The sequence below is a fragment of the Shinella sp. HY16 genome (assembly GCF_028534175.1).
In the GTDB taxonomy this organism is placed as follows: Bacteria; Pseudomonadota; Alphaproteobacteria; order Rhizobiales; family Rhizobiaceae; genus Shinella.
On sequence record NZ_JAHYXL010000003.1, the window covers coordinates 1 to 21,551 of the forward strand.

General features: G+C 63.7%; 20 protein-coding genes. 12 read left to right on the plus strand and 8 right to left on the minus strand.

The window, feature by feature from the left end:
- The 4 genes from repA (at position 1) to K0P03_RS26485 (ending at position 4,113) form a co-directional block, all read left to right on the plus strand.
- Positions 1 to 1,212, plus strand: coding sequence for a plasmid partitioning protein RepA (repA, locus tag K0P03_RS26470; RefSeq protein WP_024271204.1), 1,212 nt, complete (start codon positions 1 to 3; stop codon positions 1,210 to 1,212).
- A 2-nt stretch (positions 1,213 to 1,214) separates the two neighbouring features.
- Positions 1,215 to 2,246 (plus strand): plasmid partitioning protein RepB, encoded by a 1,032-nt coding sequence (gene repB / locus K0P03_RS26475; RefSeq protein WP_272791115.1) that lies wholly within the window; start codon positions 1,215 to 1,217, stop codon positions 2,244 to 2,246.
- Between the two features lie 157 nt (positions 2,247 to 2,403).
- A complete protein-coding gene (gene repC, locus K0P03_RS26480; protein WP_272791116.1) occupies positions 2,404 to 3,726 on the plus strand; it encodes a plasmid replication protein RepC in 1,323 nt (440 codons plus the stop codon).
- Between the two features lie 93 nt (positions 3,727 to 3,819).
- The gene (locus K0P03_RS26485) at positions 3,820 to 4,113 is read left to right on the plus strand and encodes a DUF6074 family protein (RefSeq protein WP_272791117.1); all 294 of its coding nucleotides are present in this window, start codon (positions 3,820 to 3,822) and stop codon (positions 4,111 to 4,113) included.
- A gap of 2 nt (positions 4,114 to 4,115) precedes the next feature.
- Here K0P03_RS26485 and K0P03_RS26490 read toward each other — a convergent pair whose 3' ends face one another.
- Complete coding sequence (locus K0P03_RS26490; RefSeq protein ID WP_272791118.1) at positions 4,116 to 4,697, minus strand: LysE family translocator; 582 nt, start codon at positions 4,695 to 4,697, stop codon at positions 4,116 to 4,118.
- A gap of 148 nt (positions 4,698 to 4,845) precedes the next feature.
- Here K0P03_RS26490 and K0P03_RS26495 point away from each other — a divergent pair, with 148 nt between their 5' ends.
- The 8 genes from K0P03_RS26495 (at position 4,846) to K0P03_RS26530 (ending at position 15,299) form a co-directional block, all read left to right on the plus strand.
- The gene (locus K0P03_RS26495) at positions 4,846 to 5,346 is read left to right on the plus strand and encodes a heme-degrading domain-containing protein (protein ID WP_023514390.1); all 501 of its coding nucleotides are present in this window, start codon (positions 4,846 to 4,848) and stop codon (positions 5,344 to 5,346) included.
- Between the two features lie 110 nt (positions 5,347 to 5,456).
- Positions 5,457 to 7,280 (plus strand): sensor histidine kinase, encoded by a 1,824-nt coding sequence (locus tag K0P03_RS26500; protein ID WP_371260105.1) that lies wholly within the window; start codon positions 5,457 to 5,459, stop codon positions 7,278 to 7,280.
- Positions 7,277 to 8,632: a sigma-54-dependent transcriptional regulator gene (locus K0P03_RS26505; protein ID WP_272791119.1), complete on the plus strand. Its 1,356-nt coding sequence runs from the start codon at positions 7,277 to 7,279 to the stop codon at positions 8,630 to 8,632. Before K0P03_RS26500 ends, K0P03_RS26505 begins: the two co-directional genes overlap by 4 nt.
- A gap of 199 nt (positions 8,633 to 8,831) precedes the next feature.
- Positions 8,832 to 9,815: a tripartite tricarboxylate transporter substrate-binding protein gene (locus K0P03_RS26510; protein ID WP_050744693.1), complete on the plus strand. Its 984-nt coding sequence runs from the start codon at positions 8,832 to 8,834 to the stop codon at positions 9,813 to 9,815.
- A gap of 146 nt (positions 9,816 to 9,961) precedes the next feature.
- Positions 9,962 to 10,423, plus strand: coding sequence for a tripartite tricarboxylate transporter TctB family protein (locus K0P03_RS26515; protein ID WP_023513888.1), 462 nt, complete (start codon positions 9,962 to 9,964; stop codon positions 10,421 to 10,423).
- A gap of 9 nt (positions 10,424 to 10,432) precedes the next feature.
- Positions 10,433 to 11,938 carry a tripartite tricarboxylate transporter permease gene (locus K0P03_RS26520; RefSeq protein WP_050744695.1) on the plus strand — a complete coding sequence of 502 codons (1,506 nt, stop codon included), beginning with the start codon at positions 10,433 to 10,435 and terminating at the stop codon, positions 11,936 to 11,938.
- 132 nt (positions 11,939 to 12,070) lie between these two features.
- Positions 12,071 to 12,955 carry a helix-turn-helix transcriptional regulator gene (locus K0P03_RS26525; RefSeq protein WP_050744696.1) on the plus strand — a complete coding sequence of 295 codons (885 nt, stop codon included), beginning with the start codon at positions 12,071 to 12,073 and terminating at the stop codon, positions 12,953 to 12,955.
- A gap of 160 nt (positions 12,956 to 13,115) precedes the next feature.
- Complete coding sequence (locus tag K0P03_RS26530; protein WP_272791120.1) at positions 13,116 to 15,299, plus strand: TonB-dependent siderophore receptor; 2,184 nt, start codon at positions 13,116 to 13,118, stop codon at positions 15,297 to 15,299.
- A 175-nt stretch (positions 15,300 to 15,474) separates the two neighbouring features.
- On the opposite strand, the gene K0P03_RS26535 is transcribed toward K0P03_RS26530, so the two are convergent.
- The 7 genes from K0P03_RS26535 to K0P03_RS26565 all read right to left on the minus strand — a co-directional run bounded on the left by K0P03_RS26535 (position 15,475) and on the right by K0P03_RS26565 (position 21,551).
- Entirely contained in the window at positions 15,475 to 16,497 is a 1,023-nt protein-coding gene (locus K0P03_RS26535; protein WP_272791121.1) for an LLM class flavin-dependent oxidoreductase, read from the minus strand.
- Between the two features lie 301 nt (positions 16,498 to 16,798).
- Complete coding sequence (locus tag K0P03_RS26540) at positions 16,799 to 17,149, minus strand: ribbon-helix-helix domain-containing protein (protein ID WP_023513893.1); 351 nt, start codon at positions 17,147 to 17,149, stop codon at positions 16,799 to 16,801.
- Positions 17,150 to 17,171: 22 nt separating this feature from the next.
- Positions 17,172 to 17,768 carry a DJ-1/PfpI family protein gene (locus K0P03_RS26545; protein WP_050744698.1) on the minus strand — a complete coding sequence of 199 codons (597 nt, stop codon included), beginning with the start codon at positions 17,766 to 17,768 and terminating at the stop codon, positions 17,172 to 17,174.
- Between the two features lie 96 nt (positions 17,769 to 17,864).
- Positions 17,865 to 18,224, minus strand: a complete 360-nt coding sequence (locus K0P03_RS26550) for a cupin domain-containing protein (protein WP_023513895.1) — start codon at positions 18,222 to 18,224, stop codon at positions 17,865 to 17,867.
- A gap of 19 nt (positions 18,225 to 18,243) precedes the next feature.
- A complete protein-coding gene (locus tag K0P03_RS26555) occupies positions 18,244 to 19,629 on the minus strand; it encodes an NAD(P)/FAD-dependent oxidoreductase (RefSeq protein ID WP_130514313.1) in 1,386 nt (461 codons plus the stop codon).
- 17 nt (positions 19,630 to 19,646) lie between these two features.
- Entirely contained in the window at positions 19,647 to 20,762 is a 1,116-nt protein-coding gene (locus tag K0P03_RS26560; RefSeq protein ID WP_272791122.1) for an ABC transporter ATP-binding protein, read from the minus strand.
- Between the two features lie 3 nt (positions 20,763 to 20,765).
- Positions 20,766 to 21,551: an ABC transporter permease gene (locus K0P03_RS26565; RefSeq protein ID WP_272791123.1), complete on the minus strand. Its 786-nt coding sequence runs from the start codon at positions 21,549 to 21,551 to the stop codon at positions 20,766 to 20,768.

The window sequence follows — 21,551 nt, forward strand, 5'->3', positions numbered from 1 at the left end:
ATGAATATGGCCGCAACGTTCGGACGGGCAATTTCCGAGGTCGATCAACTGATCATCGGACAGGCGCACGAACTGTCAGACAAACTGAAGCAGCACCGGCTGGAGATGTTCCCTCCCGTCGCACAGAAGAACCTGCGCCAGTTCCAGCTGAGCGAGGCCGCACATTTCCTGGGCGTCACCAGCGGCTACCTGCGCAATCTTTCGCTGGAATCCAAGGGGCCGCTGCCGCAGGTCACGCCTTCCGGCCGCCGGTCCTATTCGGCCGAGCAATTGCAGGAGATGCGCGAGTATCTGGAGCAGAACGGCCGCGCCGGTCAACGCTACGTGCCGCGCCGGCGCGGCGGCGAGCACCTTCAGGTCATCGCGGTCGTCAACTTCAAGGGCGGCTCCGGCAAGACGACGACGACGGCCCACCTCGCCCAACACCTCGCGCTGACCGGGCACCGGGTGCTGGCGGTGGATCTCGACCCGCAGGCCAGCCTTTCGGCGGTGCACGGCTTCCAGCCGGAGTTCGACGTCAACGAGAACGAGACGCTTTACGGGGCCATCCGCTATGACGACCAGCGGCGGCCGCTGAAGGAAATCATCCGCAAGACGAACTTCCCGGGCCTCGACATCGTGCCGGGCAATCTCGAACTCATGGAGTTCGAGCACGACACGCCGCGGGTTCTCGCGCAGGGCGACCGGAGCGATTATGGCCGGATCTTCTTCGCACGGCTCGATGAGGCTCTGTCGTCCGTAGCCGACGACTATGACGTGGTGGTGATCGACTGCCCGCCGCAGCTCGGCTTCCTAACGATGAGCGCGATCTGCGGCGCGACGGCGGTGCTGATCACGGTGCATCCGCAGATGCTCGACGTCATGTCCATGTGCCAGTTCCTGCAGATGCTGGGGGAAGTGCTGAACACGCTGAAGAGCGCGGGTGGCAACATGAACCTCGACTGGCTGCGGTATCTCGTCACCCGCTACGACCCGGCCGACGGGCCGCAGACCCAGATGGTCGCCTTCATGCGCTCGCTGTTCAAGCAGCATGTCCTGACCAATCCGATGGTGCGAAGCGTTGCCATTGCCGATGCAGCGCTGACCAACCAGACGCTTTACGAAGTTGACCGGAGTCAGTTCACACGTGCCACCTATGACCGGGCGCTCGAATCCATGGAGGCGGTCAACGCGGAAATCGTTGAACTGATCCACAAAGCATGGGGGCGCTGACCATGGCGCGCAAGAACGTTCTTTCCAACCTGATGTCCCCGACGACGACGGAGCAAGTGGCGCCGGTAACCCCCGGCAACGACGAGCCGCGCCAGCATGTGACCTACAAGGGCATCGGCGCGCTTGGCGCTGTTACGCGCAGTATCGACGCGCTGGCCGCCAAGGCGGATGCGGCAAAAGAGATCGAAGCGAAGTTGACGGCCGGCGAGGTCGTCATCGAGCTTGAGCCCGATCAGATCGAAGAATCCTTCGTTTCCGACCGCCTTGCCCATTCGGACGAGCAGTTCCGTGACCTCGTTGAGGCTATGCGCGTGCGAGGGCAAGACTCGCCGATCCTCGTTCGTCCGCATCCAGCCAAGGACGGTATCTACCAGATCGCCTTCGGCCATCGCCGCGCCAAGGCTGCGCGCCTGCTCGGGCGGCCCGTTCGCGCTGTCGTCAGGGCGTTGACCGACCGGGACCACGTTATCGCGCAGGGCCAGGAAAACAGTGCGCGCGCTGACCTTTCCTTCCTCGAAAGGGCAACCTTTGCCGGGGAGCTGGAGGCGCGTGGCTTCGACCGCGAAACGATCATGGCGGCGCTGAGTGCCGACAAGACGACCGTGTCCAAGATGCTCTCGGTGGTGAACCGCATTCCCAAGACGGTGCGGACCGGCATCGGCCCGGCGCTCGCCATCGGGCGAGACCGCTGGCACGAGCTGGCCACCCGCTTCGACGAGCCCGCCAACGAGGACAGGGCGATGGAATTCCTGGCCCGCGACCGGGTGAAAGCCCGTGCACCCGAGGACCGTTTCAATCTCGTCAGCAGCCACCTTGCCCGCAAGGACACCCCAGAGGCTGTCGCAAAGCCGGCACCGGCCGAGTGGGTCCGCAAGGATGGCCCGGTGCGCGCCAGCATCAAGACCACCGGTCGCCAGTACACGATTGCGCTGAAATCCGCGGATGCCGTGGCCTTTGGCGCTTACATTACCCAGAACCTGGACCGCCTCTACGAGGCGTTCCGGACGGAAAATGCAGATAAATCAGGAGATTGATCCGCAAAAGAAAAAGGCCCCCTCAACGTTACCGTCGTGGAAGCCCTTCTCATCGTTTAGCAGCCTGAGAGTCGCACTTCCCCGAATCACAGTCAAGCCTTTTTGGCGCCGGTTCCGGTGATGGGGTTTCTTTTGCCTGTTGAAAAGGTGAAGAGACATGGAGACGGACGGCATAACGACGCCCTTCGGGCGGCGGGCGATGACGCTTGGCATGCTCGCAAGCCAGGCGATCGCAAAATCAGTCCCGCCGGATGCGAGCGTGGACAAGTGGAAGCTGTATCGCTGGCTCTGTGAAGCGCGGCCGAAGCTGGGCATCAGCGACCGGGCGCTTTCGGTGCTGAATGCGTTGATGAGCTTCTATCCGAAGACTGATCTTGCCGGAAGCGACGGGCTGGTGGTGTTCCCCTCGAACGCTCAGCTTTCGCTGCGCACGCACGGTATGGCGGAGACGACGCTGCGCCGGCATCTCGCGGCGCTGGTGGAAAGTGGCCTTCTCACCCGGCGCGACAGTCCGAACGGCAAGCGCTATGTGCGACGCGACCAGCAGGGCGCGATCGGTGAAGCCTTCGGCTTTTCACTGGCCCCGCTGCTTGCCCGGGCCGAGGAAATCGAACAGCTTGCCGCCGAGGTGGTTGCCGAGCGCCTGTTGCTGCAGCGGCTGCGGGAGCGTGTGACGCTCGTGCGCCGGGATATTGCCAAGCTGATCGGGACCGCGCTGGAAGACGGGCTTACGGGGGACTGGATGCGTTACGAAGCCGATTTTCGAGTGCTTGTGCTTGCCCTGCCACGCGTACCGACACCGGAAATCCTGACGCCGGCCCTCGCCGCGCTGGAAGCGTTGCGAGCGGAAATCATCAACCACCTGGAACGGCAGGTTATTTTGAAAAAATCGGCGGGCAATGCCGGCCAAACTGAGCGGCACAAACAGAATTCAAAACCCGACTCATCCTCTGATTTTGAACCTCGCTTCGAACCGAAGCAGAGCGGCGATGCCGAGAGAGAACAGGAGCGGGTGGCTGTGCAGCACGGCAATGACGATGAAAAAACGAGCGGACGCTATTCGCAGTGGCCTGTCGATGTCCCGACGACGGCGAAAGGAGTTCATCCACAGCCGGCGAATGTTTCGGATGCGCTCAAGCCCTATCCGCTGGGTCTTGTGCTGCAGGCGTGCCCGGAAATCGTCGCCTTCGGTCCGGGTGGAGCGATATCGAGCTGGCGCGATCTGATGACCGCGGCGGTGGTGGTGCGCTCAATGCTGGCGGTCAGCGCCTCGGCCTATGAGAACGCCTGTGCGATCCTCGGGCCGGAGAACGCAGCGACGGTCATTGCCTGCATTCTTGAACGTGCCGGGCACATCAACTCGGCGGGCGGCTACTTGCGTGACCTCACTCGGCGGGCGGAACGCGGGGAGTTTTCGCTCGGGCCGATGCTGATGGCGCTGACGCGGGCAAACGAGAAGCCAGTACGGCAGGTGGGGTGACGGTGCCAGGGCGGTACACGAAATTCACTTTGGAAACCGGGCATTAACCATGGATTCCCTAATCATGGGGGGAAGACAAGGAAGCCCGAATCAATGCCCCCATATGCCGCGATCCAGCCGCACCGCCGCTCTGTTGCCAACGAGAATGGACCGGTCGTCCCTTTTCCCGCCGAACGCCGCACGGCCCATGTCCGCCGCTGTGCGGGGGAACTGGGTGGCCTGCATGGCGATGAAGCGCGGCTATACTGGGTGAAGGTGTGCCGTGAACTTGCGGCCGAGCTGCAGAAGCTTGGATCGAACGAAAACCAGGCACGGGCCGCCGTCTTCGCCTTTCAGGACGAGGTGCAGCAGGAACTCATGCGCCTGCATCAGGCCGATGAGGCCTGATCTCAAATAAGCCCGGAAGCGGTTCCCGCCAGCCCGAGCGAAAACACGCCGAGGCAGACGGCTGCAACGCGGTAGACAAGTTGCGGCGACAGAACCGGCGCGCGACCAATCAGGCTGCCTAGAACGAGAAAACTCGTGCCGGCGCCCGCAACCAGCAGGCTGAACAACCCTATCGCCGGGGCGATCTGCGAAAGCGGGCCGTGCGGCATGATGACGAGACCGACAATCGGTGCTTTCGGGTTGAGGACGGTTGTCAGGAAGACCTGACCAATGGTTACGGTAGAGGCACTGTCCGGGGTCATCTCGCTGGACGAGACGCGCCAAAGCCGAATGGCCAGAAAAAGCACCCACAAGGCAGCCACGAGCCGAAGGGTGACGGCAAGCGCCGGGCGCCCTTCCAGCAGAGACGCGGCAATCGTTGCCAGTGGCACGACGACGACAAGATAGCCTGCAAGCTCCCCGATCAGCAGCGGGAGGCTCGAGCGGAATCCGCGCGCTGCGGCGCCGACCGTCAGAAGGGTGTTGGTCGGTCCAGGCGTGAGCAGCAGCGCGAGAATGGCGACGATGAAAAAGCTGTCCGGCATGAGTGTTCCACGGGTGGGGAGGATCTGTACGGCTCCACCCTAGGCACTTCCTGCACCGCGGCCTTGATCTCCGTCAAGAGCGCGGTGTCTTCCCCCGCATGCGAAGTCCCGGTAAGGATCGGATCAAGATCACGAGAGGGGGACGACAATGACCGAGATGATTGCGGACGACATTCGCCGGCTGGAGGAACAGGAGCGCCTTCTCCGGTTCAGCCGGTTCAGCCCGGACGATGCCTGGGCGCTCGGCAATCGGGTTCGCGAGACGGCGCTCGCCCGTGGCGCGGGTGTGGCGATCGATATCTCCCTGCGTGATCGGCCGTTGTTTCATTGCGCCCTCCCCGGAACATCGACCGACAATGTCGAGTGGATCCGACGCAAGCGAAACACGGTGCTGCGGCTCTGGCACTCCTCCTATCTCGTGGGGCGGAGGCTGGCGCTTTCCGGCCGGGACCAAATGGAAGCGCATAATCTCCCGCATGCCGACTTCGCAGTGCACGGCGGCAGCGTCCCGCTCTTCGTAGCGGATCTCGGCTGCGTGGGAGCCGTTACGGTTTCGGGCGTGCCACAGCGCATAGACCACGCCATTGTCGCGGATGCGATCGCCGGCTTCTTGAACATCGACCTTGGTGAAGCCCGCTTGCCGGACTAGCGTCCCTCCCCTCCCCTCCCCTCCCCTCCCCTCTAGGAAAGATCGACCCGGCTCATTAGGATAAGCTGCGGCCGCTTGGCCGGGAGGAAGCGGAGAGGAGCAGTCGTTCCGTGAAATTGCGTCATGCCCTGGCATTCGTGATCCTGCCGATCGTCGTGGTGCTCACCATCCTGCAAGGCGGCGCGCTGTTGACCCGCAGCTACATGGGCGAAGCCTCCTTGCAGGCCGGCACGACGCTTCGCCTTGCGGTTGCGGCGCTTGGCGGGCACCTCAGCCGGTACGAGCCCCTGCCCGCGCTGATCGCTGATCACGACGACATCGAAGCGCTGCTCCAGGCGCCAGCGGACCCGGAGCTGCGCCGGACCGCAAGTCAATACCTCAAGGAGATCAACAGCCTTCTGGAATCCTCGGACATTTATGTGATGACGCCGGACGGCAACACGATCGCGGCCAGCAATTATGAGGCACCCGGAACCTTCGTCGGCCAGAATTTCGACTACCGTCCCTACTTTCAGGAGGCGATCGCGGGTCGGCAGGCACGGTTCTATGCGCTTGGTACGACATCGCTGAGACGGGGGTACTATTTCTCCTCGCCGGTGGAAGTCGGCGGTACTATCCTCGGTGTTATCGTCTTTAAGGTGGACATTGACACCATTGAGGCTTCCTGGCGCGGTGGCGAATACGAAATCTTCGTCGCAGATCCCGAAGGCATCATCTTCATGACGGGGAACGAAAAGTGGCTCTACAACGGCATTCTGCCGTTGGACGCCCCTCGCCTCGCCCGTACCCAGGCTTCCCGGCGCTACGCCGAAGCGGCATTGAAACCCCTGCCCGTCACCGAAAGTGTTTACTACGGTCAACATTTGATGCGGATCGCCGGTGAAGGCTCGACGCGGGAATATCTGCAGCTCTCGCAATACATGCCGGAGGCGGACTGGACCGTGAATGTGCTGCTCGACACAGCCTCGGTGCGCACGCAGGCCCGGACCGCCCTCATCGCCATTCTGCTGTTCATCTGCCTTGCGGGCCTTGGACTTGCCGTGCTCTGGCAACGTCGCGCCCGGGTCGTGGAGCGGCTCCGGCTCCAGGAGGAGGCGCGCAACGAGCTGGAACGGCGCGTCGAGGAGCGCACTGCCGATCTCGCCCGCGTCAACGAACAGATCGAACTCGAAGTCGCCGAACGACGGCTGACCGAGCAGGAACTGCGCAAGACTCAGGCCGATCTCATCCAGGCCGGCAAGCTTGCCGGTCTCGGCCAGATGTCAGCCGCCCTCTCCCATGAACTCAACCAGCCGCTTGCCGCGGCGAAAACCTATGCGGACAGCGCGGCGCTGCTGATCGATCGGGGCCGTGTGCCTGAAGCGCAAGATAATGTCCGCCGCATCTCCGCCCTCGTCGACCGCATGGCCTCGATAAGCCGTCACTTACGCAACTTTGCCCGCAAGCCGAACGAGAAACTGGGAGCCGTTCCTCTCCCCGATGTCATCGCCGATACGGTGGAGATCGTCACCCCGCGGCTGAAGGCGGCGGATGCGAAGCTGGAGGTCGCACTTGATGAGCAGGCATTCGTCGTGCGCGCCGGGCCGGTCCGCCTCCAGCAGGTGCTTGTCAACATCATCAGCAATGCGGCCGATGCGGTCGAGGGACTGGATGACCGGCTGATCCGGCTTTCCGCGCATCGCGAAGACGATCATGTCGTCATCGAAGTGCGCGATCACGGACCGGGCGTACCGGCTGCAATTGCCGATCGTATCTTCGATCCCTTCTTCACGACCAAGGGCGTCGGCAAGGGACTTGGCTTGGGTCTCTCCATTTCTTATAATATTATCAAGGACTTCGGTGGAAGTCTCTCCGCTGTGAGCCATCCCGACGGAGGCGCTGTTTTCCGTATTACGCTTGATGTAGCAACCCCTGCGCAGGAGGCGGCGGAATGAGCGGACCGCGCATTCTGCTGATCGACGACGAAGAAGAGATGCGCCGCTCCTCGGCGCAGGCCCTCGAACTGTTCGACCTGACGGTGGATACCTTTGCCAGTGCGGAGCCGGTGCTGGAACTCGTCGGTTACGCCTTCGACGGGGTTGTCGTCAGCGATATCCGCATGCCCGGCATGGACGGCATGACGCTGTTGCAGCGCATTCGCGAGGTGGATCCGGAAGTTCCGGTTATCCTGGTGACCGGGCATGCGGATGTGCAACTTGCCGTCAGCGCCATGCGGGCCGGCGTCTATGACTTCCTGGAAAAGCCGTTCACGGCGCAGCATCTCGCCGGCATCATCCGCCGTGCGATGGACCGCCGCAGCCTGGTGCTGGAGAACCGCCGCCTGCGCGCCGTCGCCGGCAAGCGGGACGACATCGAAGCCCGGCTGCCGGGTCGAACGCAGATCATGGTGGACCTTCGGTACAGGTTGAGGGCGATCGGCGCGACGGATGCCGATACACTGGTGATCGGCGAGACCGGGGCCGGCAAGGAAGTGGTGGCACGCGCGCTGCACGATATCAGCGCCCGCGCAAACCGCCCCTTCATCGCCATCAACTGCGCGGCCCTGCCGGAAAACCTCATCGAGAGCGAGCTCTTCGGCCACGAGGCGGGAGCCTTTCCCGGCGCCCTGCGGTCGCGCTTCGGCAAATTCGAACACGGCCGTGGCGGCACCATCCTGCTGGACGAGATCGGCTCCATGCCCTTCGACCTGCAGGCAAAGTTCCTGCGCGTTCTGCAAGAGCGGGTCATCACCCGCCTCGGCTCGAACGAGCCCGTGCCGCTCGACGTGCGCTTCATTGCGACCAGCAAGGTGGATCTGGCGGCGGAGGTGGCGGCCGGACGGTTCCGGGCCGATCTCCTCTATCGGCTCAATGTCGCGACGCTGCATGTGCCCTCGCTCGCGCAGCGCCGGGCGGATATTCCCCTGCTCTTCCTCCAGCTTGTGCGCGAGGCCGCGGCGCGATACGGCCGCAGCGACATTGACGTTCCCCCGCAGTTGACGGCGGACATTGCCGGCCGGAGCTGGCCGGGCAACGTGCGGGAGCTGCGCAATTTCGCGGACAGGTTCGTGCTGGGGCTCGATACTGCGCCGGACGAGGCCTCGCCGGTGTCCGCACCGCAGCGCCTTGTCGACAGGGTCGCCGCCTATGAGCGCGGTCTGATCGCCTCGGCACTGGCTGCCCATGGCGGCAGTCTGAAGCCTGTTTACGAGCAGCTCGGGGTCTCCCGCAAGACGCTTTACGAGAAGATGCAGAAGTACGGGCTCGATAAAAATTTCCCGTCTGGGCTGCTTCAGGACGACATTTGAGGCGTTGGTGGGTGGATTTCCACCCACTCGTGTGCAGGTTTGTTCCCATCTCCACCCATCGTGCCAAGTTTACGGCGGTAAACTCGCCCGTAAAATTCCCTCGCCGCTTGCCGACTCGCCATCCCGGAGGCCCTTCTAGATCATCCAGAACCGGCGCGGGAGGAGCCACGTCGGCTGGGCATTTCATCGGGAGGATTTGATGAAGACATTGAAAGCCCTGTTCGGCGTCTCGGCCGCACTCGCCGTATCGCTGCTCGCCACGTCGGCACTCGGCCAGACCTATCCGGAACGGACCATCACCATGGTGGTGCCCTTCTCCGCGGGCGGTCCGACCGATACGGTCACCCGCCTCGTCGCCGAAGCGATGTCAAAGGATCTTGGCCAGCAGATCGTGGTCGAGAATGTCGGCGGCGCCGGCGGCACGCTGGGTGCGGGCCGTGTGGCCAGCGCAGACCCGGACGGTTACACGCTGCTGCTCCACCATATCGGCATGGCGACCAGCGCGACGCTCTATCGCAAGCTCGCCTATGACACTTTGAACGCCTTCGAATATGTCGGCCTCGTCACCGATGTGCCGATGACGATCGTCGCCCGCAAGGATCTCGAGCCGACGGACCTCAAGGGCCTGATCGACTACATGAAGGCGAACAAGGACACGGTGACCGTGGCCAATGCCGGCATCGGCGCGGCCTCGCATCTGTGCGGCATGCTGCTGATGAGCGCCATGCAGACGCAGTTCGTTACCGTTCCCTACAAGGGCACCGGCCCGGCGATGACGGATCTGCTCGGCGGCCAGGTCGACGTGATGTGCGACCAGACGACCAACACGACGAAGCAGATCCAGGGCGGCACGATCAAGGCCTATGCGGTGACCTCCCCTGCCCGGCTCGGCAATCTGCCGGATGTCCCGACGGCGGAAGAAGCCGGTCTCTCCGGCTTCCAGGTCGGCATCTGGCACGGCGTCTATGCGCCCAAGGGTACGCCGGCCGACGTGACGGAACGCCTGTCCAAGTCGCTGCAGGCCGCGCTGAAGGACCCCAACGTCGTTGCCCGCTTTGCCGAACTCGGCACGGCGCCGTCGGCAGAGGCAGACGCAACGCCGGCTGCCCTGAAGGCAAAACTCGAAGGCGAGATCGCGCGCTGGAAGCCCGTCATCGAAGCGGCCGGCCAGTACGCTGACTGAGGTCAACCGCTGCCGTGGCGTGTCGTTTCCGCCGAGATGACGGAAACGACACGGCGGTGCACGGAGCGGCTCGCAGCGGCAGTCGATGTCGCCACGAGCCCTGACCGCCTGCGCGGCCCGTCCCGGCCGCTGGAAGAGGGGATCCCATGAAACAATTACAGTTCGACGGTACCAATGCGATCTGCGGCCTGACCTTTATCGCGCTTGGCGGCTTCTTTATCTATCAATGCCTCAACCTTGAGCTCGGCACGGCTTTCCGCATGGGGCCGGGTTACTTCCCGTTGATCCTCGCCGCGATCCTGACGCTGCTCGGCGTCGTCGTGCTGGTGCAGGCGACACGGGTGCAGGGCGAGCCCATGGCCCCGCTGGCGCTGCGCGGCATGTTGTTCATTCTGCCGGCGCCCGTTTTCTTCGGGCTCACCGTGCGCGGGCTCGGCTTCGTGCCGTCGCTGTTCTTCGCCGCGCTCATCGCCGCCTTCGCCTCGACCCGCATGAAGCCGCTGATGGCGCTGGTGCTTGCAGGGGCGATCACGCTCTTTTCCGTCCTGGTGTTCAGCTACGCCCTCGGGTTGCCGTTCGAACGCTTCGGCCCCTGGACCCGGCTTTAGGAGGCGCGCATGGATCTTGTCAGCAATCTCGCGCTCGGCTTTTCCACCGCGGCCTCGCCGGAAAACCTCGCCTTCTGCCTGATCGGCGTGCTGCTCGGAACGCTGATCGGCGTTCTGCCCGGTATCGGCGCGACGGCGACCATCGCCATGCTCCTGCCGATCACCTTCAAGCTGGAGCCGGTCTCTTCGCTGATCATGCTCGCCGGCATCTACTACGGCGCGCAATATGGTGGCTCGACCACGGCGATCCTGATCAACATGCCGGGCGAGTCTTCATCCGCCGTGACCGCCATCGACGGTTATCAGATGGCCCGCAAGGGCAGGGCAGGAGCGGCGCTCTCCATCGCTGCGCTCGGCTCGTTCTTCGCCGGCACGGTCTCCACCTTCCTCGTCGCGATCTTTGCCATTCCCCTGACGGCCATCGCACTCGAATTCGGCGCTGCCGAGTATTTCTCTCTGATGGTCGTCGGTCTGGTTTCGTCCATCGCGCTGGCCCACGGCTCGATCGTCAAGGCACTGGCCATGGTGGCGCTGGGCTTGCTGCTCGGCCTCGTCGGTACGGACATCTATACCGGCACGCCGCGCTTCACCCTCGGCATTCGCGAATATGCCGACGGGCTCAACTTCGTTGCCGTTGCGGTCGGCGTCTTCGGCATTGCCGAGATCCTGCGCAACCTCGAGGGGGAGAAGACACGCAGCCTCATCATGGCCAAGGTGTCCGGGCTCTGGCCGACGAAGGACGACTTCCGGCGCATGGTCGGTCCGGTGCTGCGCGGCACGGCCATCGGCTCGGCGCTCGGCATCCTGCCGGGGGGAGGGGCGATCCTCGCGGCCTTCGCGTCCTACACGGTGGAAAAACGTGTATCGGATCATCCTGAAGAGTTCGGCCACGGCGCGGTTGCAGGTGTCGCCGGACCGGAATCGGCCAACAATGCGGGTGCCCAAACCTCGTTCATCCCGCTGTTGACGCTCGGCATCCCCGCCAATCCCGTCATGGCGCTGATGGTCGGGGCGATGATCATCCAGGGCATCGTGCCGGGGCCGAATGTCGCGACCGAGCAGCCGACGCTGTTCTGGGGCATCATCGCCTCGATGTGGATCGGCAACCTGATGCTTGTCGTGCTGAACCTGCCGCTGATCGGCCTCTGGGTGAAGCTGCTGACGGTGCCCTACTATGTGCTCTTCCCGATCATCATGGCGTTCTGCTCGATCGGGGTCTACAGCGTCAACTCGAACGTCTACGACCTCTATGCGGTCGCGCTGTTCGGCCTTGGCGGGTATCTGCTGGTCAAGTTGCGCTGCGAGCCGGCGCCGCTGCTGCTCGGCTTCGTGCTTGGGCCTTTGCTGGAGGAGAACCTGCGCCGCGCCATGATCCTGTCGCGCGGCGACCCGACGACCTTCGTCACACGTCCTATCAGCGCAATCCTGCTGGCACTGGCGCTGGCGGTTCTCATCATCGTCTTCCTGCCTTCGGTCAAGAAGAAGCGTGAAGAGGTTTTCCAAGAAGAAGACTGAAACAGGAAAACCTGCGGGGGAGGGGAGGAGTGGCGACGAGCCGCTCCTCCTCGCATTTTAGCGATATTGCATTGCGGCAGAAACCGGGTTAAAAAACTTGAGGAAAAATAGAAGGAATATCAGCAGGGGAAGATGACGTTCCAGCCGCGCATGCAGAACAGGATCGAGGGCTTTTCCGTCGTCGGCGGTCTCAACCGTCGTCACTGGAACGGCATCGTCGCTGATGTCTGGGATGTCGAATGCGCGGCCCATGCAGGCGGCTATTATGTCGGCCGGGACCCGCGGCTTTTCATCCTGCTCGACAAGCAGGGGCCGGGCGATTCTCGCATTCGCCTTGCGCCTGGGGGGAGCGAATCCGTCGAGGACTGGCGGCATTGCCCGATTGCCTACATCCCCGCGAATTTTGAACTCTGGGCGGATCTCGCCGATCACCAGTTCCTGCGCCATCTCGACCTGCATTTCGATGTGGAAACGGTTGGCCGGCGCCTGGCGGAGGATCTCGATCCGGAGCGGCTCGCCACCCCGAAGCTGTTCTTCTCCGATGACCGCCTGTTTTCGCTGGCGCAGCTCATCGCTGCCGAATGTATCAATCCGCTGCCGCTGCATGACCTCTATGGCGACGGCCTGGCGCTGGCGCTGATCATCGATGTCATGAAGCTGGGTAAGATGCCGGGCCGTAAGCGCGGCAAACTGGCGGGCTGGCAACTTCGTCGCGCGACCGACTTCATTGAAGAAAACTGCTTGCGCAACATCCGGCTGGAGGAACTCGCCAGCCTGATCGGCCTGTCGCAATCCCATTTCAGCCATGCCTTCAAGGCATCGACCGGCATTGCGCCCCATCAATGGCAGGTGAACGCGCGGCTGCGCCGGGCCAAGCAATTGCTTTTGCAAGGTGATCAGCCTCTGACGGAGATCGCCGCCGAGACCGGATTTGCCGACCAGGCGCATTTCACCCGGGTTTTCCGCAAGAATTTCGGCACGACCCCGGCCCATTGGCAGAAAGTGCAGCTGACCTGAGCTTGCGCGGTCGGGCGATTGTTCGCTCCGTGGAAAATTGCCCAAGAACGTACAATTTTCGCGGAATGCGACAAGCCCGATCGTTAAAACTGAGTTAAGCACTCACCTTATTGTTGGAAGACCGTTCTGGCTGGCGAACGGGTGAGTGGGGTATGCGCAGATGATGATGAAATCGAAGGGGCCGGCGCCGCGGGCAAGGCTTTTGGCGGGTGTTGCAATGTCCATGCTCGCCGGACTGGGCCATGCCGAGGCCCAGGACAGCACGACGCTCAATCCCGTAGTCGTCGAGGGGACCGGCGGGGAAGGGGAGGCCTCCGCGACGGGACCTGTCAGGGGTTATGTCGCCAAGGTGTCCGCTACCGGCTCGAAATCCGATACCGCGCTTCGCGATATCCCCCAGGCCGTTTCTGTCATCGGCCGGGATGAACTCGAGGACCGCGGCGTCGTCGGCAAGGTGGACGAGGCGCTGCGCTACACGTCCGGCGTCTTCGCCGAACCCTTCGGCTCCGATCCGGACACGGACTGGATCTACATTCGCGGTTTCGATGCCAGCCAGACAGGGCTTTTCCTCGATAGCCTCAATCTCTTCAGTTATTCGTTCGGCAATTTCCAGGTTGATCCGTTCTTCCTCGAACGAGTGGAAGTGCTGAAGGGGCCGGCCTCCGTGCTCTACGGCGCGGCCAATCCCGGCGGTCTTGTCAATATGGTCGGCAAGCGGCCGCTCGAGGAGAAGCTGGTCTACAGCGAGATCGGCGTCAACAATTACGGCAATGCCTTCGCCGGTTTCGACGTCAATACGCCGCTTGGGAGCGGCGTCAATTTCCGCCTTACGGGCAAGCTTGCGGGCGGTGACCAGACGACCGACTATTCGGAAGACCTGCGCGGCGGGATCATGCCGCAGGTTACCTGGCAGCCGGATGATGCGACGAAGCTCAACGTCTACGCCTTCTACAGCGCCATGGACCAGGTGCATGTCGGCAACGGCTTCTATCCCTACTACGGGACCGTGGAATCGGCGCGCTTCGGCAAGATCGATCCGGAAGGTTTCTATGGCGAGCCGTCGTCCGATGATGGCGGTTACCAGCAATTCCTGCTCGGCCACGAGTTCGAGCACACCTTCGACAACGGCTGGACCTTCTCGCAGAACGGTCGCTACGGTCACCTCTCGAAGGAGGAGACCATGGCCTACATTTACGGTTACTACAACCGGGACACGGATGCAGGCTGGCTGGAGCAGCCGGATGGCAGCACGGATACGTTTACCCGCATCGGCTTCCATGGTAACACCAAGGTGGATACCTTCGCGCTCGACAACCGCCTGAACGGCACGTTCCAGACGGGCGGGCTGGAGCACGACCTGACGGTCGGTCTCGATTTCAAATACTACAGGATCGAGCAGACCCAGGCCGCAGGCGGTGCGACGCCGATCGATGTGCTCGACCCGCTCTACGGTATCGCTCAGGGTGACAAGTTCGTCTATCTCGATCAGGTGTTGACGCAGCGCCAGGTCGGCCTCTATGCGCAGGATCAGATCCGCTTCGGCGGCGGCTTCATCGCCACCCTGAACGGGCGCTACGACTTCGTGCGTACCGAATCCGATGCCGTGGTCGGCTATAGCTACACCTCCGACGACAAGGCCGCGAGCGGCCGTGCAGGCCTCGCCTACGAATTCGCCAACGGCTTTACCCCCTATGCCAGCGTTTCGACGTTCTTCCTGCCAGTTATCGGTGCAAGCGCGACAGCACCGATCAAGCCGGAGGAAGGCTATCAGCTCGAAGGCGGCTTCAAGTACGAGCCGACGGGCTTTGACGGCATGCTCACGGCTTCGGTCTTCCATCTCGTGAAACAGAACTGGACCGTCACCGACCCGTTGACCTTCCTGCAGTCGCAGATCGGCGAAGTGACCTCGACGGGGATCGAACTGGAAGCGAAGGCGCAGATCGCCAACGACTGGAAGGCGACGGCGGCCTTCACCTACCAGAAGCTGGAAATGACGGAACACGCCGACCAGACCCTGATCGGCAACAGCCCCTATCTGGTGCCGGAAGTCACCGCATCGCTCTGGCTCGACTACACTATCCCGGAAGGCGCCCTGGAAGGACTCAGCGTCGGCGGCGGCGTGCGCTACCAGGGCGAATCCTGGGCGGATTACGCCAACACCAAGAAGGTGCCGGACGTGGTGCTCGCCGACGCGGCGCTGCGCTACGAAAAGGACGGCTGGGGCGCGGCGCTCAACGTCACCAATCTCTTCGACAAGGAGTATGTGAAGGGGTGCCAGACCACCATGGTCTGCGGCTACGGCGATGGCCGTACCATTACCTTCAAGCTCAGCCGCACCTGGTAAGGGGCAAAGGCGCACCGAGGCTCCGGTGCGCCTTTCGCTTGCCAATGAGGCACGCAAACCTTTCCTCCGTCATGGGCGGGCCTGACCTGCAGATGACGGAGGCGGGTGGGGCGGAGCTTGCCGTCGAAACCGAGGCGCGCCGGAAAATCCGACGCGCCTTTGTCGTTTCAGCCAATCAGCGCCAGCCCAGCGCCGGTGCTACGTGCTTCAGGATGGCCTCGATGACATGGGCATTGTACTCGACGCCCAGCTGGTTCGGCACTGTCAGCAGCAGTGTATCGGCCTCCCGGATCGCCTCGTCGGCGGCAAGCTGCCCGATGAGCTTGTCCGGCTCGTCGGCATAGGAGCGGCCGAAGATCGCCCGCGTCTGGTCGTCGATGAAGCCGATCGAATCCGCCTCCTTGCCGCCGCGGCCGAAATAGGCCCGGTCGCGGTCGTCGACGAGCGCGAAGATACTGCGGCTGACCGAAACACGCGGTGTGCGGCCGTGGCCGGCTTCCTTCCATGCCTCGCGATAGGCGCGGATCTGCGCCGCCTGCTGGACATGGAACGGCTCGCCCGTCTCGTCGTTCTTCAGCGTCGAGCTCTGCAGGTTCATGCCGAGCTTCGCCGCCCAGACGGCGGTGGCGTTCGAGCTTGCACCCCACCAGATGCGCTCGCGCAAGCCTTCCGAATGCGGCTCCAGCCGCAGGAGGCCGGGCGGGTTGGGGAACATCGGCCGCGGGTTCGGCTGTGCGAAACCTTCGCCTTTCAGCACATCCAGAAACACTTCGGCATGCCTTCGCCCCATGTCGGCGTCGCTCTGGCCTTCCTGCGGCTGGTAACCGAAGTAACGCCAGCCGTCGATAACCTGCTCGGGCGAGCCGCGGCTGATGCCGAGCTGCAGGCGCCCACGGGAGATGAGGTCGGCCGCGCCGGCGTCCTCCGCCATGTAGAGCGGGTTTTCGTAGCGCATGTCGATGACGGCCGTGCCGATCTCGATCCTGCCCGTCTTCGCGCCGACGGCGGCAAGGAGCGGAAAGGGGGAGGCGAGTTGCCGGGCGAAATGATGCACCCGGAAATAGGCACCGTCCGCGCCCAGTTCCTCCGCCGCGACGGCAAGGTCGATCGACTGGAGCAGCGTATCGCCGGCCGAGCGGGTCTCGGATTGGGGGGAGGGGGTCCAGTGCCCGAAGGAAAGGAAACCGATTTTCTTCATGGATGTTTGCCTCGACGCCGGTGCGTCCGTTGGGATGGGTGTCGCCGGCGAAGATGGGGTATCGGGCAAGGCTTGAAAAGGTGTGGAACGAGAACGCTGCGTTCACCGTTCGGTGCTTTTGTGCCGGTAAAGGCTACGGCAGGATCAGGTGGTCACCGCTTGTTTGGATGGTTCCGGGTTCAGGAAAACTGGCTTTGTCCAGAGGTTCGAAAGAAACTCCATGCGCCCTGTGCGGTTTTCCCTGGAAAAGATTCAAAAACTGCACATTGCGGAAACGTCGCCAATGCGATCCCCGCCATGCTCAGTGATATTTTTCCCGCTCCCGCAGGAGGATCGCCGGGGCGTTCAGCCCGGCGATCGGTTGGTTGACGTCTGCCGGAATGTCTCCGGTCAGCTGGAGATCGAGATAGCGCGCGCAGCACACCCTCAGGAAAGATGTGAAGTTTCCGAGGTCGTGGCCGGCATCGATCGATTCATGGTGCAGCTTGGTGATCAGCTGGGTCACGTTCATGCGATCGCGGCGTGCGATCTCCTCGAGCTTCGACCAGAAGAAATTCTCCAGCCGCACGCTCGTCACCATGCCGTCGATCCGCAGCGAGCGCGTGGTGCTCTCCCAGAGCTTCGCATCCGCCTTGATGAACAGCTCACACATCCCGGCCTCCTTGTCCGCCTCCTCAGGCAGCGTCTGTTTGTAGCAGGGACGCGGCGTCCAGCACAGCCATGAACTGCCGCAGCCAGGAAGGGTGTGCCGGCCATGCGGGTGCGGTGACGAGATTGCCGTCGGAGACCGCATCGTCGATCGCGATATCCGCATAGATGCCGCCGGCAAGTTCCACCTCAGGGCGGCAGGCGGGATAGGCCGAGCAGGTCCGGCCCTTGAGGACGCCGGCGGCTGCGAGAAGCTGGGCACCGTGGCAGATGGCGGCCACCGGCTTGCCGGCTTCGAAGAAGTGCCGCACCGCCTTGATGACCTCGGGGTTGAGGCGCAGATATTCCGGCGCGCGGCCGCCCGGGATGACCAGCGCGTCGTAGTCTTCGGCGCGGATGCTGGAGAAGGTGGCGTTGAGGGTGAAATTGTGGCCACGTTTTTCGGTATAGGTCTGGTCGCCCTCGAAATCATGGATGGCGGTCGCGACGGTCTGGCCGGCATTCTTGCCGGGGCAGACGGCATGCACGGTGTAGCCGCAGGCAAGCAGCGTCTGGAACGGGACCATGGTTTCATAGTCCTCGGTGAAGTCGCCGGTGATCATCAGAATTTTCGAAGCTGGCATCTGTTTCCTCCCAAAACCAATGGGAGGAGCTTAGCAAGGCCGGCATGCGAGCGGGTACTATGGGAATACTACAGTGAAGATTCAGCGATAGCGCCGTCAGACACCCTTCGCCACCATCGTGTAGATCTTGCGGGTCCGCTCGTGGATCGTCCATTCGCCGCGCCAGCCGAGCGGCAGCACGAACATTTCACCCGCCCCGATTTCCCGGCTCGTGCCGTCAGCATTGTGCAGCGATACGCGGCCGGTGAGGATGTGGCAGATTTCCGCAATCTCGCTACGGTCGGCGGTGAAGCGGCCGGGGGTGCATTCCCAGATGCCCGTCTCCATCTTGCCGTCCGGGCTCGTCCACAGGGGCAGCGTTGCCTCCTGCTGCTCGCCCTCGATGGAGGTGGGTTTTGCGACGAAGGCGCCGATATCGCGTTGGAGGAGGTCGCCGAAATTTTCGAAGCTGATCATGGTTCGTCCTGTCTCTGGCTCAATGGCCTGTGATGGTGTCGGCAAGCGCCGCGAGTTTCGACGTGTGCGGCAGGCCGGCGAACTCGCGCTCGTCGGCGATGCGGTAAAGCTGGTACATGGAATGCACGCCGAGCCAGCGGAAGGGTTCCGGCTCCCACTTGCGCACGGTGCGGTTGACCCAGGGCAGGGCGGTCAGCTCCGTCTCACGGTTGAGCACGAGGTCGCAGAGTGTGCGGCCGGCAAGGTTGGAGCTGGAGACGCCGAGACCGACATAACCGCCGGCCCAGCCGATGCCCGTCGAGCGGTCGAAGCCGGCCGTCGTGCACCAGTCGCGCGGCACGCCGAGCACGCCGCACCAGGCATGGTCGATCTTCAGCGGTTTCGTCTGCGGCAGCAGGCGCGTGAGGATGGCATGCAGGGCGTCGATGGTCGCCTGCTGCGTCTTTCCGTTCACATCGGTCTTCGAGCCGAAACGATAGGGCACGCCGCGCCCCCCCATGGTGATGCGACCCTCGCGGGTGCGCTGGGCGTAACAATAGGCATGCGCCGCATCGCCGAGCAGTTCGTGGCCTTCCCAGCCGATCTCCCGCCACAGCGCTTCCGGCACGGGCTCGGTGACGATCTGGGCGCTGTTCAGCGGCAGCCAGGTGCGCTCCTCGCCGGGGAAGCCGGCGGAAAAGCCTTCCGTGGCGCGGATGATTTTCGCCGCGCGTACCGTGCCGCGGTCGGTTTCGACCCGGCCCTTCTCGAAGCGGGTGACCGCGGTACCTTCGAAGATCGGAACGCCGAGGGCTTCGACGACATTGGCGAGCCCGCGCACGAGCTTGGCCGGCTGCACGCGCGCGGTGTCGCGGATGACGAAGCCGCCCTGGACGTTGGCGATGCGGATGCGTTTTGCGGCCTCCTCTGCGGAGAGCATTTCCAGGCGCTCGGCAGGCATCTGCCAGTCGAGATAGAACTGGTACTCCTCGCGAGCGCGGGCGAGCTGCGGCGCGTTGGTGGCGACGGTGAAATTGTCGACACGGCGGATATCGGCGTCGATGCCCTCGGCCTCGGTGACACGGATCACTTCGTCCACCGTGCCCGCCATGGCGCGCTGCATGTCGATGACCGCGCCGCGCGTCGAGGTTTTCAGATATTTGTCGCGGGACCATCCGAAGCCGCCGGATAGCCAGCCGCCGTTTCGTCCGGATGCGCCGAAGCCCGCGAACTCCCGTTCCAGCACGACGATGTCGAGCGAGGGATCGGCCTTCTTCAGGTAGTAGGCCGTCCACAGGCCCGTATAGCCGGCGCCGATAATGCAGACATCGGCCTCGCGATCGCCGGGCAGGGGAGGGCGCTTTTGCGGTATGCCGCCGATATCGGCATACCAGAAGGAGATGTCACCGTTGGTCTTGACGTCCATGGGAGAGGCTTTCGGGTTCAGGTCAGCGTCACGTCGGCGCTGGCGTCGTCGGGAAGAAGGATGAGGTCGGCGGGGGTGAAGGCGATGTCGACGGTGTCGCCAATGGCAAAATCGGTCGCGCCGAGCGGACTGCGCACCACGGCGACCGTGCCGTCCGTCAGCCGCACCTCGTATTTCGAGCCGGAGCCGAGATAGATCGCCTCGGCGACCGTGCCGGACAGGCGATTTTCGCCGGGGAGAGTGTCCATGCCGGGGCGTTTCAGCACCACGCGCTCGGGCCGCAGCAGGATGACCGGGCGGGAATCGCCGGCAAGGCGGCCATGGGCGAAAATCGTCTGGGCGCCGATGGTCATGGCCGTGCCGTCGCCGGTGGCTTCCGCCTTGCCGCGCAGCACGGTGGATTCGCCGATGAAGCGGCCGACGAAGAGGGTCGCGGGTTTGTCGTAGAGTTCGCGGCCCGTGCCGATCTGCTCGATGCGCCCGCCATTGAACACGGCGATGCGGTCGGAGAGCACGAGGGCCTCCTCCTGGTCGTGGGTGACGTAGACGAAGGTGGTGCCGAGTTCGCGGTGGATGCGCTTGATTTCGAGTTGCAGCCATTCGCGCAGCTTTTTGTCGAGCGCGCCGAGCGGTTCGTCCATCAGGAGGAGCGGCGGATCGAAGACGAGGGCGCGGGCGAGCGCCACGCGCTGCTGCTGGCCGCCGGAGAGTTCGTTGGGGTAGCGATGGGCGAAATCGGCCATCTTCACCATGTCGAGGGCGCGTTTGACGCGGCGCTCGCGGTCTTCGCCGCGGATGCCGCGCAATGCCAGCGGATAGGCGACGTTTTTGCCGACCGTCATGTGCGGGAAGAGCGCGTAATGCTGGAAGACGACGCCGATATTGCGCTTGTGCGAGGGCAGGCCGGTTACGCTCTTGCCGCCGATTTCGAGCGTGCCGGAACTGATGTCGGTAAAACCGGCGATGAGGTTCAGTGTCGTCGTCTTGCCGGAGCCGGAGGGGCCGAGCAGCGTCATGAACTCGCCGGGGCGGATGTGGAGGTCGATATCGTTGAGGGCGGTGAACGCGCCGTAACGTTTGGACGCCTTGCGGATTTCGATCGCGGCGCCGGCCGAGCGTTGGGGTGCGGTCATGGGTCAGGTCCTTCCGCGGCGCATGCCGAGAAGCAGGCCGGCGATGATGATGAGCGAGGTCGCGAGGAACAGCAGCGTGCCGACGGCGGCAACGGTCGGGTCGGCGTCGCGGGTGATCGAGGTGTAGATCTGCACCGGCAGGGTTTTCAGGTACGGGCTGGTGATGAACAGTGCGACGATGATCTCGTCGAACGAGGTGATGAAGGCGAAGAGCGCGCCGGAGAGGATGCCGGGCAGGATGAGCGGCAGCGTGACGGTGCGGAAGACGGTCAGCCGGCCGGCGCCGAGGCTGGCGGCGGCGGTTTCAAGGCGGCGGTCGAAGACTTCAAGGCTTGCCTGCACGGCGATCAGCACGAAGGGGATGGCGAGCATGGTGTGCGCCAGCACGAAACCGGTGACTGTGCCGACGAGATGGGCATCGAGATAGACCGCATAGATGCCGATCGCGAGCACCACGCCGGGCACGACCATCGGCGTGATCAGCAGGGCGCGTAGCAGCCCGCCGGTGCGCGCCGCCGCGCGGGAGACGCCGAAGGCGGCGAGCGTGCCGACCACCGTCGCCACCACCGCGACGATGAGGGCGATGATCAGCGAATTGGAGAAGCTCGTCGTCCAGTCGGGGTTGCGGAAGAAGTTGTCGTACCATTGCCAGGAGAAGCCGACCGGCGGGAAGGCGAGCGACTTGTTGCCGTTGAACGACATGGGGATGACGACCAGCGTCGGCGCGAGCAGCAGTACCGCAACGAGCAGGCAGAACAGGCCGAGGAGGACGCGGGGGAAGGACGGCAT

What these genes read in the sequence shown, in the direction of transcription:
- repA (WP_024271204.1), top strand. Translation starts at nt 1, where the DNA reads ATGAATATGGCCGCAACGTTCGGACGGGCAATTTCCGAGGTCGATCAA.
- repB (WP_272791115.1), top strand. Translation starts at nt 1,215, where the DNA reads ATGGCGCGCAAGAACGTTCTTTCCAACCTGATGTCCCCGACGACGACG.
- repC (WP_272791116.1), top strand. Translation starts at nt 2,404, where the DNA reads ATGGAGACGGACGGCATAACGACGCCCTTCGGGCGGCGGGCGATGACG.
- K0P03_RS26485 (WP_272791117.1), top strand. Translation starts at nt 3,820, where the DNA reads ATGCCCCCATATGCCGCGATCCAGCCGCACCGCCGCTCTGTTGCCAAC.
- K0P03_RS26490 (WP_272791118.1), bottom strand. Translation starts at nt 4,697, where the DNA reads ATGCCGGACAGCTTTTTCATCGTCGCCATTCTCGCGCTGCTGCTCACG.
- K0P03_RS26495 (WP_023514390.1), top strand. Translation starts at nt 4,846, where the DNA reads ATGACCGAGATGATTGCGGACGACATTCGCCGGCTGGAGGAACAGGAG.
- K0P03_RS26505 (WP_272791119.1), top strand. Translation starts at nt 7,277, where the DNA reads ATGAGCGGACCGCGCATTCTGCTGATCGACGACGAAGAAGAGATGCGC.
- K0P03_RS26510 (WP_050744693.1), top strand. Translation starts at nt 8,832, where the DNA reads ATGAAGACATTGAAAGCCCTGTTCGGCGTCTCGGCCGCACTCGCCGTA.
- K0P03_RS26515 (WP_023513888.1), top strand. Translation starts at nt 9,962, where the DNA reads ATGAAACAATTACAGTTCGACGGTACCAATGCGATCTGCGGCCTGACC.
- K0P03_RS26520 (WP_050744695.1), top strand. Translation starts at nt 10,433, where the DNA reads ATGGATCTTGTCAGCAATCTCGCGCTCGGCTTTTCCACCGCGGCCTCG.
- K0P03_RS26525 (WP_050744696.1), top strand. Translation starts at nt 12,071, where the DNA reads ATGACGTTCCAGCCGCGCATGCAGAACAGGATCGAGGGCTTTTCCGTC.
- K0P03_RS26530 (WP_272791120.1), top strand. Translation starts at nt 13,116, where the DNA reads ATGATGATGAAATCGAAGGGGCCGGCGCCGCGGGCAAGGCTTTTGGCG.
- K0P03_RS26535 (WP_272791121.1), bottom strand. Translation starts at nt 16,497, where the DNA reads ATGAAGAAAATCGGTTTCCTTTCCTTCGGGCACTGGACCCCCTCCCCC.
- K0P03_RS26540 (WP_023513893.1), bottom strand. Translation starts at nt 17,149, where the DNA reads ATGTGTGAGCTGTTCATCAAGGCGGATGCGAAGCTCTGGGAGAGCACC.
- K0P03_RS26545 (WP_050744698.1), bottom strand. Translation starts at nt 17,768, where the DNA reads ATGCCAGCTTCGAAAATTCTGATGATCACCGGCGACTTCACCGAGGAC.
- K0P03_RS26550 (WP_023513895.1), bottom strand. Translation starts at nt 18,224, where the DNA reads ATGATCAGCTTCGAAAATTTCGGCGACCTCCTCCAACGCGATATCGGC.
- K0P03_RS26555 (WP_130514313.1), bottom strand. Translation starts at nt 19,629, where the DNA reads ATGGACGTCAAGACCAACGGTGACATCTCCTTCTGGTATGCCGATATC.
- K0P03_RS26560 (WP_272791122.1), bottom strand. Translation starts at nt 20,762, where the DNA reads ATGACCGCACCCCAACGCTCGGCCGGCGCCGCGATCGAAATCCGCAAG.
- K0P03_RS26565 (WP_272791123.1), bottom strand. Translation starts at nt 21,551, where the DNA reads ATGCCGTCCTTCCCCCGCGTCCTCCTCGGCCTGTTCTGCCTGCTCGTT.